13 protein-coding genes are annotated in these 15,153 nt (G+C 65.1%); 8 read left to right on the top strand and 5 right to left on the bottom strand.

The annotated features are described in order from the left end of the window. Positions 1-164 precede the first annotated feature (164 nt). The 3 genes from xopN (at position 165) to ACCQ16_RS13660 (ending at position 4,095) form a co-directional block, all read left to right on the top strand. A complete protein-coding gene (gene xopN, locus ACCQ16_RS13650; RefSeq protein ID WP_277572787.1) occupies positions 165-2,366 on the top strand; it encodes a type III secretion system effector XopN in 2,202 nt (733 codons plus the stop codon). 444 nt (positions 2,367-2,810) lie between these two features. Beyond that, positions 2,811-3,053: a DUF378 domain-containing protein gene (locus ACCQ16_RS13655; RefSeq protein WP_014090582.1), complete on the top strand. Its 243-nt coding sequence runs from the start codon at positions 2,811-2,813 to the stop codon at positions 3,051-3,053. Positions 3,054-3,123: 70 nt separating this feature from the next. Further along, complete coding sequence (locus ACCQ16_RS13660) at positions 3,124-4,095, top strand: peptidylprolyl isomerase (protein WP_127166604.1); 972 nt, start codon at positions 3,124-3,126, stop codon at positions 4,093-4,095. A gap of 45 nt (positions 4,096-4,140) precedes the next feature. Here ACCQ16_RS13660 and ACCQ16_RS13665 read toward each other — a convergent pair whose 3' ends face one another. Continuing rightward, positions 4,141-5,028, bottom strand: a complete 888-nt coding sequence (locus ACCQ16_RS13665) for a DMT family transporter (RefSeq protein WP_005919389.1) — start codon at positions 5,026-5,028, stop codon at positions 4,141-4,143. Between the two features lie 170 nt (positions 5,029-5,198). Here ACCQ16_RS13665 and ACCQ16_RS13670 point away from each other — a divergent pair, with 170 nt between their 5' ends. The 4 genes from ACCQ16_RS13670 (at position 5,199) to ACCQ16_RS13685 (ending at position 8,641) form a co-directional block, all read left to right on the top strand. Beyond that, the gene (locus ACCQ16_RS13670) at positions 5,199-6,191 is read left to right on the top strand and encodes a LysR substrate-binding domain-containing protein (protein ID WP_127166606.1); all 993 of its coding nucleotides are present in this window, start codon (positions 5,199-5,201) and stop codon (positions 6,189-6,191) included. Between the two features lie 313 nt (positions 6,192-6,504). Next, positions 6,505-6,819, top strand: a complete 315-nt coding sequence (locus ACCQ16_RS13675) for a metalloregulator ArsR/SmtB family transcription factor (protein ID WP_011348014.1) — start codon at positions 6,505-6,507, stop codon at positions 6,817-6,819. A 117-nt stretch (positions 6,820-6,936) separates the two neighbouring features. Further along, positions 6,937-8,271, top strand: a complete 1,335-nt coding sequence (locus ACCQ16_RS13680; RefSeq protein WP_277572786.1) for a DUF2867 domain-containing protein — start codon at positions 6,937-6,939, stop codon at positions 8,269-8,271. Positions 8,272-8,347: 76 nt separating this feature from the next. After that, the gene (locus tag ACCQ16_RS13685; protein ID WP_005912915.1) at positions 8,348-8,641 is read left to right on the top strand and encodes a hypothetical protein; all 294 of its coding nucleotides are present in this window, start codon (positions 8,348-8,350) and stop codon (positions 8,639-8,641) included. Between the two features lie 196 nt (positions 8,642-8,837). Here ACCQ16_RS13685 and ACCQ16_RS13690 read toward each other — a convergent pair whose 3' ends face one another. Together ACCQ16_RS13690 and ACCQ16_RS13695 are read right to left on the bottom strand one after the other, a co-directional pair. Next, positions 8,838-9,641, bottom strand: coding sequence for a DUF4349 domain-containing protein (locus tag ACCQ16_RS13690; protein ID WP_011348016.1), 804 nt, complete (start codon positions 9,639-9,641; stop codon positions 8,838-8,840). Continuing rightward, a complete protein-coding gene (locus ACCQ16_RS13695) occupies positions 9,638-10,036 on the bottom strand; it encodes a GFA family protein (RefSeq protein ID WP_080505891.1) in 399 nt (132 codons plus the stop codon). Before ACCQ16_RS13695 ends, ACCQ16_RS13690 begins: the two co-directional genes overlap by 4 nt. Before the next feature lie 341 nt (positions 10,037-10,377). On the opposite strand from ACCQ16_RS13695, the gene ACCQ16_RS13700 reads away from it, so the two are divergent. Next, positions 10,378-12,183 carry a DUF885 domain-containing protein gene (locus ACCQ16_RS13700; RefSeq protein WP_109291384.1) on the top strand — a complete coding sequence of 602 codons (1,806 nt, stop codon included), beginning with the start codon at positions 10,378-10,380 and terminating at the stop codon, positions 12,181-12,183. Positions 12,184-12,456: 273 nt separating this feature from the next. On the opposite strand, the gene ACCQ16_RS13705 is transcribed toward ACCQ16_RS13700, so the two are convergent. Both ACCQ16_RS13705 and ACCQ16_RS13710 read right to left on the bottom strand, forming a co-directional pair. After that, positions 12,457-14,289, bottom strand: coding sequence for an ABC transporter ATP-binding protein (locus ACCQ16_RS13705; RefSeq protein ID WP_277572640.1), 1,833 nt, complete (start codon positions 14,287-14,289; stop codon positions 12,457-12,459). Positions 14,290-14,459: 170 nt separating this feature from the next. Continuing rightward, positions 14,460-15,059, bottom strand: coding sequence for a plasmid pRiA4b ORF-3 family protein (locus ACCQ16_RS13710; protein WP_014090590.1), 600 nt, complete (start codon positions 15,057-15,059; stop codon positions 14,460-14,462). Positions 15,060-15,153: the final 94 nt, after the last annotated feature.

Below are 15,153 nucleotides of genomic sequence, written 5' to 3' on the forward strand. Positions count from 1 at the left end.
TCACCACTTCGCCTCCACCAATACCGGCAGGCTCAGGATTGCACCAGGAACTTCGCTACGGGAGGGAGGTTCCACGGCATCTGCGATGCAATCCCATGCGATGCGCACCAATCGTCCGGTACGCACGCAATCTATCTGCCGTATACACGTCAGGAGATGTCCCGATGAAGTCATCCGCATCCGTCGATTCGGCCAGCCGCAGTGCGGGGTCGCACTTGCCTGAGATCCAGGAAACAGAGCTCGCCACTGCCTCCACCTCTGCGGCCGTCACGCACCAATCCGCGCCGGACCCCGCACTCAGCCCACTTGGGCGTGCGCCCGTCAGGCGCAGTGGCGCAAACACGCTAGGGGCGCTCCTAGCCAGGCCCGAGCAAGACGCCCAGGCCCTCGTCCCGCAATCGGCAACCTCATCGAATGCAACGAAGGCGACGCTGGCACGGCTTCGTCAGCAGTTGGCTTCGGACGATGCACGCGCAATCGCACCGGACTTGGCGGCCGATCTGATCAGCAGGCTCAGGCCGATGAAATCGCCCGGCACCACGGGTGCGCAGGCACGCGCGGCCACGCATGCGGACCTGGTCAGCCGCATCAGCGAACACGATGTGATCGATTGGTACAAGGCGCAGGGGCTGAACGAAAACGACGTAGCCACGCTGCGGCGCACCGCACTGCTTTCCGGCATGCCCAACCCGAGCGGCAGCTTCCTCACCAATGCCATGCAGTACATCGTCTCGCCGTGGATCAACTATGCGACACGCCAACCGTGGGCCGGCGCAGGGTTCGGCCTGGCCACCATGCTGGTCGCCGCACCTGTGAATGCCGGCCAACAATCGGCGGTTGTCAGCCTGTGCGAGTCGATTCGCGAACACGGCGCTCACGTCATCGTGCCGGACAAGAAGCAGATCAACGACAAGCACTGGCTCCCCGAACTGGCACACGCCCTCAAGGAAAAGATCGAAACGTTCGCCAAAGCCTGCGACGTGTTTCGCGAGATTCAGAGTGATCCAAATTCCTCAAGTAAGGAACGCGCGGCGGCAGCCGACGTCTTGCTGGCAGCAGAGAAGGAGCTGCACCAGGCCCAGCATGATTTCGTCATGACCCAGGGCGCACACGATCGCCAGTGGCAGGGCAACCGCTGGCAGGCCGTTCCACGCATCTTGCGTTCGCCGGTGGCCAGCACGCTGGGGCTGCTCAGCAAGACAGGCGCGATGCGTGCGCTGTCGCCGACGGCGCAGACGGTTGGCGCGATGTTGATGACGGCTGCGCAACATGTGGCCGCCGGCTTCGACGAGCAAGCCAAGCAGGAAGCCAACAACAAGCTCAACCTCTTGTACGCCGATGTACTGACCGACGCAGGCAAGCAGAAGCTGGCCAGCGGCGCGGCGGTCAGCGCAGAGGACATCAAGACCGACAAGCTACGCAGCCTGATCCAGTCGCCTACCCAAGCGCTGGTCAAGCGCGTCACCGCCGGGGTCGCCGAGTTGGAGCAGCTGCTGGCGGATGCAGTGACAGCAGAGGATACGCAGCCAGGCGCAATCACGGCAGACGACCGCGACATCGAGGCCGGCGACGCCAGCAAGGCGATGCAGGAACTGCGCTTGGTGCGCAACGACCTTGAGGCGTTGCGCGAAGGCAGGCTCGACGAAATCGACCCGAACGGCACCGCATCCAAGCTGCTTATCGGCGCCGAAAAGTCCGTGCTGTCGCAGCAGCTGTTCAACGATATCGCCAAGAAGTACAACTATCTCGAGTTCACCGCGCAAACCGCACAGCGCATCGGCCAGATGTTCCATCTGATCTTCCTGGGCAGCGCCGCATCGTCGGTAATCAGCAAACTCGTTTCGGCCTCCCAGGGCGGGACCCGCAATGTTCCGCTCCCGCAAAGCCTGGCGGTCTCGGCGATCTCCGGGGGCATGGCCGCCGTTGGCGCCCTGAACCAGCACACCGCCATCACCATCAAGAACAACCGTCGCGAGGGAAGCACCGACATCGGGCTGGGGAAGCAGGTAGGCCGCGGAATCCTGGGCGCCATGCATGAAACGCTCTCCCAGCGACGTGGGACCAAGGCCAGCAAGGCCATCAACACCTTGTTGGAGGGCAATGATGTTGAAGCGCTGCTGGCAACGGCAAGAGCGTTGTCTGTGCAGGAGGCAAGCACCTCTTCCAGCCAGCCACAGGATTTGCCATCGACATCCACGGCGGCACCACCGCGCCGGGAACATGTTTCGGCCCCGAGTAGCCCGAACCGATCGAGGCTGGAACAGACCAACAACGAGATAACGCGGTCCAAGAGCGCTCGGAACTTGGGGACGGAACTGCACGAGTTCGCCCGCATGGCCGGCAAACACTCCAAGCACCTGGTGTGAGGTGATGATCCGGCATGTTGCAGGGCGTCGCCTCCCTGCACCATGGCCGCCGCACCGGACGCTGCCTTGTCCGTTACCGACGTCGATTGATGCGGGGTGTGCCGCTTCCTCGGCAGCCGCGCCGGCAGGCGGATGCCGAAGCGGACTCAGTGCCGAGTCAGCGGCGGCATCAGGCCGAAGATGCACGCCGCTGCATCGTTCGCCTCGGCGGTGAACGAAGCGATATCGCCCCTATCCATGTCGGGTCGCCGCCTGTCTGCCAAGGCATTGGTCACCGGCCATCGCGTGGCTTGGCGACCGCTGCCCAAGCGCGCAGACACCACCCGCATGGCTGGCGGATGTGAGCGACATGTGTGCAAAGCGGGCCGCCAGCGGGCGACGCTCACGGCCTGCTCGCTGGGGCATGCGGAGTCTGGGGTTTCCCAACCCACATGGAATGCTTTCATGAAAGCGATCAACGTCATCACTCTGGTGCTTCTCATCGTCGGTGGATTGAACTGGGGGCTGGTCGGCCTGTTCCAGTTCGATCTGGTTGCCGCACTGTTCGGCGGACAGGACGCACTGCTGTCGCGTGTGGTTTACACGCTGGTGGGGCTCTCGGCGCTGTGGCAGCTGGTACCGCTGTTCCGCAACAACCATGGCACTGCCGAGCATCACACCAGCCCGCACGTGCGCAACAATCCGTAACCTCCTGCCCGCGGCAGGTCTTCGCATCTGTGCATGACGCCGGCGCCCTGCGTCGGCGTCATGCCATGCGATGCATGCTTTGCGTCTGGGCGCGTGGTCGGCAAGAATCGCAGACACCTCCCTGCCGGCTGCCTTCATGCTCCTGCGCACTGTTGCTTCTGCCTGCCTGCTCGCCCTGCTGTTACCCGTAGCCGCCAACGCGGCTTACCGTAGCCCGCAACAGATTCTCGACAGCTCGCCGGCCAGCGCGTGGCGCGTGCTCGATCCGGACCGCACGCTGTACCTGGAGCTGGATGCCGGACGGGTCATCATCGAGTTGGCGCCGCAATTTGCGCCGGAGCACGTCGCCAACATTCGCACGCTGGCGCATGAGCGCTTCTGGGACGGGCTGAGCATCTATCGCTCGCAGGACAATTTCGTGGTGCAGTTCGGCGACCCCGATGGCGAGACGCCGGCCAAGGCCAAATCGCTTGGCTCGGCCAAGACGCATCTGCCGGCCGAATTCGAACGCGCATCGCAGGGCCTGGATTTCCAGCGCCTGCCCGACAGCGATGGCTGGGCGCCGCAGGTGGGCTTTGTCGACGGCTTCCCGGTCGGCCGCGACACGGCCACCGGCAAGACCTGGCTGGCGCACTGCTACGGCACCCTGGGCGCAGGCCGCAACAACGACGAAGACAGCAGCATCGGCGCCGAACTGTACGTGGTCACCGGGCAATCGCCGCGCCAGTTGGATCGCAACATCACCGTGGTCGGGCGTGTGGTCAAGGGCATGGAATTGCTCAGCGTGACGCCGCGCGGCCCCGACCCGATGGGCTTCTACGAAGACCCCGCGCAACGCGCACCGATCCGCGCGATCCGGCTGGCCAGCGAAGTGCCTGCGCCAGAGCGCACGCCACTGCAATTGCTGCGTACCGACAGCCAGACCTTCCGCGATGTGGTCGAGGCGCGCCGCAACCGCAAGGACGATTTCTACAAGCGCCCGGCCGGGCACATCGACCTGTGCAATGTGCCGTTGCCGGTGCGTGTGCCGCCGGCCGGTTGAATCGGGAATCGGGAATCGGGAATCGCAAGAGCGAGTCGCGCCCCGTCAGCGGGCGCGCTGGCTGAAGGCGACGCTGCCGAGGATCAGCACCGCGGCCACCAGCATGGTCCAGGTGAGCGGTTCGCCCAGCAGCGACCATGCCAGCAGCGCGCCGAACACCGGCACCAGATAGGTCACCGTGGACGCACGCGCCGGGCCGATGCGCTGGATCAGCCGGTAGTACATCAAGAATGCCAGCCCGGTGCACACCACACCCAACGCGGTGGCGCAGGCCCACGCCACCGCCGGCACCGGCGTGGTCGGCCATTGCCACCAGGCCAAGGGCGCCAGCAAGAGCGCACTGCAACCCAGGGTGGACGCCGCCGACGCAGCAGGCGGCAAATCGCCCATATGGCGCTTCACCAGGTTGTAGCCGATGCCGTACAGCAGCGAGGCAGTTGCACCAGCCAGCGCTGCCGGCCCGACGCTCAAGCCGGCGGATTTGCCGGTGGCCAGCACCAGCACGCCGATAAACCCCACCAGCAAGGCCAGCGCGCGACGCGTGCCGATCCGTTCGCCGAAAAACAGGAAGGCGATCAGCGCGGTAAACAGCACCGTCATCGCATTGCAGATCGCCCCGACTGCCGCCGGTGCATGTTGCGCGCCCCAGGCGAACAGCAGGAACGGCAACGCAGAGTTGAGCACACCGATTGCCGCCAGCATCGGCCAGCGATGCAACGGGAAACGTTCGCGTGCCAGCCACAGGAATGGCAGCAGCACCAACGCACCCAGCGCCAGGCGAATTTCCACCAGCACCACGGTGCCGAACTTGGGCGCGGCCACGCGCATGAACAAAAACGAGCAGCCCCACACCACGCCCAGAAAACCAAGCTCAAGCGGCGTACGCCATTGACGTACCGCAAGCTCGGGCTGCACCGACGATTGGGCGCTCATGGCCGTGCTCCCGAACCGTGCCATGCGGGGATGAAACGGCAGAAGACGGCAGCAGGCAGACTAAGAGACATGGCACGATCGTCGCGAAGGGATGATGCAGCATCGGCTGCCACCAGGGGCGCGACAAGCGCGTAGTATCGGGGCGAGCCACAAATCTCACTCATGCCTCGATGAATCTGCGCCCTACCCTGTTACCTGCGCTGGGCGTGTTCGCCGCTGCCGCCCGCCACCAGAATTTCGCCCACGCCGCCGAAGAACTGCACCTCACCGCCAGCGCGGTTAGCCACCATGTGCGCAAGCTCGAAGCGCTGCTGGGTGCGACCTTGTTCCAGCGGCTACCGCGTGGCGTCAAACTCACCGCCGAAGGCCGCCAGCTGGCAGATGCGGCCACCGCCGCGCTGGCCGAGATCGCGGCGGTAGCCGGCAACCTGCATCCGCGCGAAGACGCCATTCCACTGCGCGTTACCACGTTGCGGTCGCTGTCGTATTGCTGGTTGTTGCCGCGGCTGCCGCGCTTTTGCCGCGCCTATCCGCATATCCGTATGGACCTGCAATCGGATACGGCCTTTTCGCGTTTCGAAGAAGGCGGCCCGGACCTGGGTATTCGTTATGGCCAAGGCGCCTGGCCCGGACTGACCTCGCATCACCTGATGGACGACGAACTGTTCCCGGTGGCCTCACCGTCGTTGCCGGAAGTGGCTGCCCTGCGCACGCCGGCGCAGATCGCGCAATTACCGCTACTGACCGACATGTCGCCGCAGGGGTGGCGCGACTGGTTCCGCGCAGCCCAGGTCCGCGGTACCACCGTGCCGCCGATGCACATCTTCAACGACAGCACCGACGCGATGCGCGCCGCCGTGTATGGCCTGGGCGCGGTGCTGGCGCGCAAGCACATCGCCCAGCCCTACCTGCAGCGTTACGAACTGGTACGCCTGCCCGGCCCCACGCTGAAGGCGCGTTACGCGTACTACATCGTGCACCCCAGCCACCGCGAACTTAGCCCGGCCGCGGCATTGTTCATCGACTGGCTCAAGCGCGAAGCACAGGACGAACGCACCCCGATGCCGGCACTGCCCGCCGAATTGGTGGCGTTGCCGCTGAGCGAAGGCGTGCAGGAGCCGCGTGCAAGGCGGCGTTTGCGTAGCGCATCGGCGGCGGAATGAAGTTGCGCGGGTATCTGGCTATTTGCGTGAAACATTTCGCTGCCCTTCACGCTACGGGAAAAGGTGCCCGGCAGGGGCCGATGAGGGTAAGAGCGAAGGCTAGTGGAGTCGGGTGCACTTGCGGCTTCGGCGCGTACTTTCACCTCAAACCCCCGTTCCGCGCGCTTGCGCACCATCGGTGCGCAAGCGGTAGATCGGCGCCCCGCAGGAAAGTGGCTACCAGCACACCCTGAGCGACACTGCATAAATCGCTTGACAGCCATCCCCATCAAGATCATTAATTAGCTAATTCGTTAATTGGCTAACCCCATCCATGTCCATCGACCGCATCTTCGAAGCCCTGGCTTCCCGGCCACGCCGGGAAATCCTGGCCTACCTGTCCGCGCAGGAACTGACTGCCGGGCAGATCGGCGAACGGTTTTCGATGAGCGCGCCAGCCATTTCGCGCCACCTCTCCGTGCTGTCTGCAGCCGGGTTGGTCAGCAGCGAGCGGCGCGGCCAATTCGTGGTGTATCGGCTGACGCCCGACAACATGGTCAATACGCTCAGCGGCTTCGCATTTGAGGTGTGCCCCAAGGCAGGCCCGCTGCAGCGCGAGTCACGCAAGCTGGCCAAAAAAACCCGCTAATCCTCCACTCGACTTCTGCTGCAAGGACATGCCATGGACCACCAACGGATCGTCGCAGACACAAGCTTTCCGCGCGTATCGCTGCCCTCGTACAGCGGCGGCCGCCCGGTCGAGGTGATGCTGATTGCGCAACTGGACCCAGGCGCAGGCGATAGCTTGATCGCGCAGACCGGCGAACGGCAGCGACACCACCCAGCACACCACGATGCCCTGGACGAACCGTCGGCGCAGCTGTCCGCGCCGGACTTCGGCCATGACGATCGTGCCTCGCTATTTTCGTTTTCGGTCGGGCCGCAGGGGCATCCATTCCACTGCCATGCCGGCAATCGCGTGTTCACCGCAATCACCGGAAGCGGCGGTGCGCAACTGCGCTTTTCCACCGCCTCGGCGCAGCAATTGCGTCAGGACCCGCGGGCCTTCCTGCAGGCGCTGCGCTACGTGGATCTGCCCGGCGATAGCCTGTTTACGGTGCGCTTCGGCGGCGGAACGTGGCACCAGTTCGTGCCTGCGCAAGGGAACGCGGCACACTCGGCGTTCTTTGCGCTGTCCTGCCATCCGGACGAAGCCGGCGGCGACTTGAGCCCCGAGCAGCAAGCCCTGGTCACCCAGGGCACGGCGACCATTGCCAGCTTGACCGAACTGCTGCCGCCCCCTGTCGCGGCGCTGCTGCAGTCCGATGCCTTTCGTGCGGCGGATGTGCCTACCGTTTCGCTGTCGCTGCACGTCAAACCGCAGAGCTGGCAGCAGCGCGCCTGCAGCCGTGCGCGCCGTTGGAGCGGGCGCATCCGCCAGCTGCCGCCGCGCACCCGCCGCCCCGGATTTGTCGCCACCCGCGTGGCACCGCTACGGATCCGCTCGCTGCACGCACTGCCGGCCGATGCATTGCTGCGCGAGCAGTTGAGCGGGCAGGTGCATTTTCAGGACACCCATCAGTTGCGCCTGGACACACGCCAACTGCGCAGCGACAGCCTGCAAGGCCTGATGTGCGACTTGCTGCAGGCATTCGTCGATCAACCGCCGGGCGGGGTGAGCGGTTTGATGCGCCTGCGCAACCTGATGGTCAAGCCATTGGGACTACGTACCTCGCACCTGGGTTGCCCGGTGTCTTCGTTGCTCGACCCGAGCGCAGCGCAACGTTTTGCCGGGCGCTTCCCGGTGCTGGCACAACGCAGCGACGCCGATGGGCAGCACGTGCAGATCGTGCTGGGCGCCGACGACAAACATCTGCGCTTCCGCTCGTCGGTGGCATTGCGCCGGGTCGGCACGCACGAGATCGAGCTGACCATGGCCACCCGGGTGAGCTGCCGCAACGGGTTTGGCCGTGTCTACATGGCCTGTATCCATCATGCGCATCACCACTACGTCGTGCCCACGATGCTGCGCGCCGCAGTAGGCCGCGTGATGCAGTCCGATCCCGTTACCAGCCAGGCATGGCCGGCACGGCCCGCGTGATGTGAGCAGCGCGCCATCACCTCGTTTTGTCCTGGCGATGCCTAGGCTTGATGTCCCCAATCCACAGGACACTCCCATGCCTACCCTCCGCATGCGCATCACCGGCACCGACGACGACGCGCGTGCCATTGCCAACCTGCTGCAAAGCATCGACGGCATCGAGCACGTGGAAGAAGTGGACGATCTGATGCCGCACCTGGACGACGAAGATTCCAGCTCGGCAGGCCTGTCGGACGACGAAGGTCCGGGCAGCCACGAGTTCGAAGTGGAAGCCGGCAACGAGGCCACCGCGCAGAAGGTCCGCGACGCAGTGCAAGAGCTGGCACTGCAGCTGGACGTGTTTGTGGAATACGAAGTGGACGAAGGTTGAGCCGGGCTCAGCCCTACCTGTGGCGACAGTGCTGCATTGCTGGATCGCACGCGACGCCATGACGCGTCCTGCGGCGCTTGGGCATGCCGCTGCGCGCTCAAGCCGCGTGCGACCGAGCGCTGGCAGCGCACGCCGCATGCACTGATCGGTCGGACGACCCCGCAGCTGCACGGCAGTCCCGCGCAGCTGCGGTGCATCAGGACATCCGGCGCCGACGTACGCGCCAGCGCCACGCCTGCAACAACAACCAGCCGGCGATCAGTGCAACCGCAGCCACCGGCAGTAGCGCTGCCACTGCGCGGATGACGAACGCCACGCTGCTGGAAAATACCTCGCCGAACTCGGCAGCGGCTTGTGCGATCTCGCCCCTGCCCTGCTCGCCACCGGTACTGCGGAAATTGAGCGTCAGCAATTGCGTGCGCACCCGGCGCTGCTGCTGCGCGGCCTGCTGTTGGGTCTGCTGCGCCTCGGCTTCGATCTCGGCCAGCCGCTTGGACAAAGCCAGCAGATCGGTCACCGCCAGATCGCGGCGCTGCTGCAATTCCAGCAGGCGCGCATGCTCTTTTTGCAGCCGCGCCTGTGCCAGGCCGGTGTCGGCGATCTGCTGGGCCAGATCTTCGGCCCGCGTGCTACGCGCGGCGACATCGCCATGCTGGCCGGCCAACTGCACCATGGGTTCGATCCCTTCCGGTGCCAGCCGTACGCTGACGCGCCCACTGGGATCGCGCCCGCCTTCCTGCTCGACCGCCAGCAAGGCGCAGTCGCCGAACTGCGCGTCCTGGCAGGCAGTGCGTATCGCGGCGATGCGCTGGCCGATCTGGTCGGCAGGCAGCTCGATGCGCACATCGTGCTCGTAGGCCAGGGCATTGCCCTGCGCGGCAGGCGGTGCCGGCGCCGCAGCCCCGCCGTCGGCCGCGATCTCCGCGTGATGCTTCGCACACCCGCACAGCGCCCATCCCAGCAGCATGGCCGCGGCATACCGCTGCATGGCACGGCTCATCGGCTGGCTCCGTCGATTGCATGCACCTGCAGCCCGGCAAGATCCACTGCCGGCAGGCAACGCACATTGACCGCGACGCCCATTTCGCCGGTCTTGGGGTTGAGGCCCTCGCTGAAGGGCGCGATCCCGCACTGCGTGCAATAGTGGTGATCGATGTGCTGCTGATTGAAGCGGTAGCTGCCCACAGCTTCCGGCGCGGCCTGAAGCTGCAGCTGCGTGCGCGCGCCGAACCAGAGCAAACCGCCACGGCGGCGACACAGCGAACAGTTGCAGTCGTAGACCTCGGTGATGGGCGCTTCGGTCTGCAGATCGAACGCGATGCGTCCGCAATGACAGCTACCGGCATAGTGCATGTGATCCTCCTTGGAACAGGCCACCGTGCGGATGGCAAGCATGATGTTGCGTGTACGCGCCGCCTGGGTAGCGAGGCGGCGCCCGGGAACCGGAGTGTACGAGCGATCGCGCCCGCAACGTGCAGCCGTCGTGTGCCCCCGGGCGATTGCGCCGCTGCACGGCCGGCAGGATCGGGGCGCTCACCCACACGTGGTGCGCATCTGTCAGGGCACATGGAGGGCGCGCACGATCCGCAGGGTCAGGCGGCACACGCTGGTCCAAGCCTCGGCCGCGCCCGCCTGGCGGTGAGCGCCGTCGATTTCTTGGCTGCCCTACACCAATGGCGGATGCGCACGTGGGCGCAGATGCCTATGCTGGCGGTTTGATTCCACCAGGACCCACGATGCGTCAACGCCTGCTTGTCCTCGCCCTGCTCACCGGCCTCAGCGCCTGCCAGCAACAGCCCGAATCACCGCGCGCCGATGCAGCCGCGCCTGCCGCCAACCAGGCACAGACCCCGGATGCGCGCTTTGCCGCATTATCCAAACAGGCCCTGGACACCTGGATGCAGCTGTCGCCGGTGACCGCCACCCAGACCGGCGACCATCGCTTCGATGCGCAAATCGACGACCTGAGCGCCGGCGGCCGTCAGCGCAGCGTGGATGCGGGCAAGAAGCTGCTGGCCACCCTGGATGCAATCGAGGTGGCCAAGCTTTCGCGCGAGAACCAGGTGGATGCGGCCATCCTGCGCAATCAGCTGCAATCGGAGATCTGGAATACCGAGGTGCTGCAAAGCTGGGCCTGGGACCCGCAGGTCTACAACGGGCTGGCCGGCAGCGCGCTGTACAGCCTGATGGCGCGCGAATTCGCGCCGCTGCCCGAGCGCCTGACCGCGGCCACCCAGCGCATGGAAAAGATCCCGAGCATCTTTGCACAGGCACGCGAGAACCTGGACCCGGCGCGCGTGCCGAAGATCCATGCCGAAACGGTGGCCAAGCAGAACAAGGGCATCCTGAGCATCGTCGACAGCTTCATCGCGCCCAACATCAGTCAGCTTGGCCCGATCGAGGCGGCGCGTGCGCAGGCGGCCATCGATAACCTGCGCAAGGCAGTGGCCGAGCAGCAGACCTGGCTGGACACCGTGCTGGTCCCCAATGCCAAGGGCGACTTCCGCATCGGCGCGGAAAAATACGATCAGAAGCTGAAATTCGCGCTGCTGTCGTCGCTGTCGCGTGCCGACATCAAACAGCGCGCCGAATCCGAGCTCAAGCGCGTGCGCAGCGACATGTATGGGATCGCGCGCACGGTGCTCAAGGACAAGCCCGGCGCTCCCCAATTGCCCGAATCGCCCACCGACGACCAGCAGCAGGCGGCGATCGAAGCGGCCCTGGAACTGGCGTATGCCGACAAGCCGGCGCGCGACAAGGTGGTGGACGCGGCCAAGGCAGCGCTGGCGCAATCGACCGAGTTCGTGCGCCAGAAGGACTTGATGACGCTACCCGATTCGCCGGTGGACATCATCCTGATGCCGGAGTTCCAGCGTGGCGTGGCGGTCGCGTATTGCGATTCGCCCGGCCCGCTCGACAAGAATCTCAAGACGTTCTACGCGGTATCGCCGATTCCCGACGACTGGAACGACAAGCAGGTCGATTCGTTCCTGCGCGAATACAACACGCGCATGATCCAGCTGCTCAGCATCCATGAGGGCACGCCGGGTCACTACCTGGAAGGCTGGCATTCGGCCAAGTTCCCCTCCACGCTGCGCGCGGTGCTGCGCTCGGGCATGTTCGCCGAAGGCTGGGCGGTGTACACCGAGCGCATGATGCAGGAGCAGGGTTACCTGGATAACGACCCGCTGTTCCACCTGGTGCAGCTCAAGTTCTACCTGCGCACCATTGCCAATGCCATTCTCGACCAGGGTGTGCATGTGGACGGATGGGATCGCGACAAGGCGATGCACCTGATGACCCACGACACCTTCCAGCAGGAAAGCGAAGCCTCGGGCAAGTGGGTGCGTGCGCAGCTCTCCTCCGCGCAGCTCCCGACCTACTTCGTCGGCGTGCAGGAACATCTGGACACCCGCAAGGCGGTACAGGACAAGCTCGGCGAGACCTTCAACCTGAAGGCCTATCACGACAAGATGCTGTCCTACGGTGCACCGCCGGTACGCTTCGCCCGCGAGCTGATGCTGGATCAACCGATCGAGTGAGCATTTCCCTTCTCCCCGCGGGAGAAGGTGCCCCGCAGGGGCGGATGAGGGTACGGGCGAAGCCTCGCGTGCCTCATAGAGGACGCATTTTCTTGGTGCGAATTCAATCGACCATGAAGCCTTGTGTCATCCAAAACTAGCAAGTGGCTTCGCCCCGGACCCTCACCCCAACCCCTCTCCCGCCGGGAGAGGGGCTTAGGTCGCCGCCAATGTCTATTGGCCAGTTTCCAACCCGCGTTACCCCAGTCCCGTGTCCTTACACGTAGCTTTCCGTCACGCATCCGCAGCAACAAACCCTCCGGTCTGCCGCGCCCAAAGCCGTGCATACAGGCCGCCATGCGCAATCAATTGCGCATGCGTGCCTGTCTCGACGATCTTGCCGGCATCCATCACCACCAGCCGGTCCATGCGCGCGATGGTCGAAAGGCGGTGCGCGATGGCGATCACCGTCTTGTTGCCCATCAGCGCGTCCAGGCTGTCCTGGATGGCGGCCTCCACTTCCGAATCCAGCGCCGAGGTCGCTTCGTCCAGAATCAGGATCGGCGCGTCCTTCAGCAATACCCGCGCAATCGCGATGCGCTGGCGCTGACCGCCGGAGAGCTTGACCCCGCGCTCGCCCACATGCGCATCGAAACCGCGGCGGCCTTCGCCATCGATCAGCGTGTCGATGAAACTGTCGGCGCGTGCCTTGCGCACGGCGTCGAGCAGTTGCGCCTGGCTAGCCTGCGGCCGCCCATACAGCAGGTTATCGCGGATCGAGCGATGCAACAGCGAGGTGTCCTGGGTGACCAGGCCGATCTGCCCGCGCAGGCTTTCCTGCGTCACGGTTGCGATGTCCTGCCCGTCGATCAGGATGCGGCCCTGCTCCAGGTCGTAAAGCCGCAGCAACACGTTGACCAGGGTGGATTTGCCGGCACCGGATGGCCCGACCAGGCCGATCTTCTCGCCGGCACGCACCTGCAGATCCAGCCCGGCGATCACCCCACCGCGCTTGCCGTAATGGAAATGGATGTGCTCGAACTGCACCTGCCCCTGCGTTACCTGCAGCGGCACCGCATCGGCTGCATCCTGCACCTGCACCGGTTGCGAGATGGTCTGCATGCCGTCCTGCACGGTGCCGATGTCCTCGAAGATGCCGTTGACCGTCCACATGATCCAGCCGGACATGTTGTGGATACGGATCACCAGACCGGTGGCCAGGGTGATCGCGCCCACGCTGATCTGGCCGCGGCTCCACAACCACAGCGCCAGCGCGCAGGTCCCCACGATCAAAAAGCCGTTGGCCACTGCGATGGCGGTGTCCATGGCGGTGGTCACCCGGGTCTGCCGGCGGTGTTTCACCGCCAGTTCGTCGATGGCATCGCGCACATACGCCTGTTCGCGGCCGGCATGGGCGAACAACTTGAGCGTGGAAATATTGGTATAGCCATCGACGATGCGGCCGGTCGCCTTGGAGCGCGCATCGGAGGCAACCCATGCGCGCGCCTTCATGCGCGGCACGAAAAACGCCATCAGCGCGACGTACACCACCAGCCAGAGCAGCAGCGGCGCCATCAGCCAGGGGTCTGCCTGCGCGAACAGCCATAGTGCACTGCCGGTGTAGACCACGATGTACCACAGCGCATCCACCATCTGCACGGCCGATTCGCGCAGCGAGGTGCCGGTCTGCATCACCCGATTGGCGATGCGCCCGGCAAAATCGTTGTTGAAGAAGCCCAGGCTCTGGCGCACCACGTAGTTGTGCATCAGCCAGCGCGAACGGTTGCTAAGACCCGGCACGATCGCCTGATTGACCAGCAGATTGTGCAGGCCGGTGAAGAACGGCCTTGCCACCAGCGTGATGACCGCCATCCAGATCAGTTCGCCCGCATGCTGCCGGAAGAAGTCCGGCCCAGGCTTGCCGGCAAGCATGTCGACGATGCGGCCGAGGAAGTCGAACATCGCCACTTCCACCAGCGCCAGCAGCAGCCCGGCGATCAAGGTGGCCAGCAGGATCGGCCACAACGGCCGCAGATAATGCAGATAAAAGCGCCACACGCTGCGTGGCGGCATCTCCCGCTCGATGGGCGGGAAGATATCGATCAGGGACTCGAACCAGCGGAACATTGCGCGGACTTCGGAAACACCGGGATCTCAGGCTAGCCGATCGGGCGTCAAGCCGCAGTGGCGCTGGTCGGCACGCGGCTTGATCAGCCCATGCACTGCGTCAACGCCGTCGCCAGGAGAACAAGAGACGAGGTTTGCAGCGCCTTCGCCCATGAAAGGCGCCACCGCTGTCACTCGCGCACGCGCGCGAGCAGGCGATTGACCTCTGCCAGATCGAAATGCCCGGGTTCCAAGCGCCCACCCAAGCTCGCCAATTCCTGCACATGCCGCGGGTGGTCCGGGTCGGCGATGATGTGCAACAGCGCCTGGTAATCGGCAATGCCGCCACTGCTATTCGGCGGGCAGGCATTGGCACCGTCCACACAGCGCGCCACGCGCAGGCCGGCATCGGCCGGCAAGAGCGCTTCCACTTGCAGCCGATGCTGCCAGCCAGGGCCGGCGCCGTAGAAATACTCGAAGCCTTCCAGTTCGCCCACCGCGCTTTCCAGCGTGACACGCCCGGCATGCTTGAGCCGGGGACGCTCGGGCACATCCAGCCCGGATTCGCCGTAACGCCCGCCGCCGAGGTCGAATTCGTAGGGATGGGCGCCATTCCAGCCCATCACCGGCTGCAATACGCGATGCAAGGTGGCCAGGCGTACTGCGCCCGACACCAGCAAGCGCCGCCAGATCAGCGGCGCACTGCCGGTCAATGCCACATGCAGTTGATACACCGGCGCAGGTGCCTGCAGCGCTTGCTGCGCGGATTTCTTTTTTGCCTTGGTCATCATGCGATGCGTGTGCCTGCCTGTTACCAGTATGGCGTGCCAGGCAGGCGAATGCAGACGCTGTCCAGATCGGCGATTGAAATCACTGCGCAACCGC

The sequence above is a fragment of the Xanthomonas sp. NCPPB 1062 genome, assembly GCF_041481705.2.
Classification (GTDB): domain Bacteria; phylum Pseudomonadota; class Gammaproteobacteria; order Xanthomonadales; family Xanthomonadaceae; genus Xanthomonas; species Xanthomonas euvesicatoria.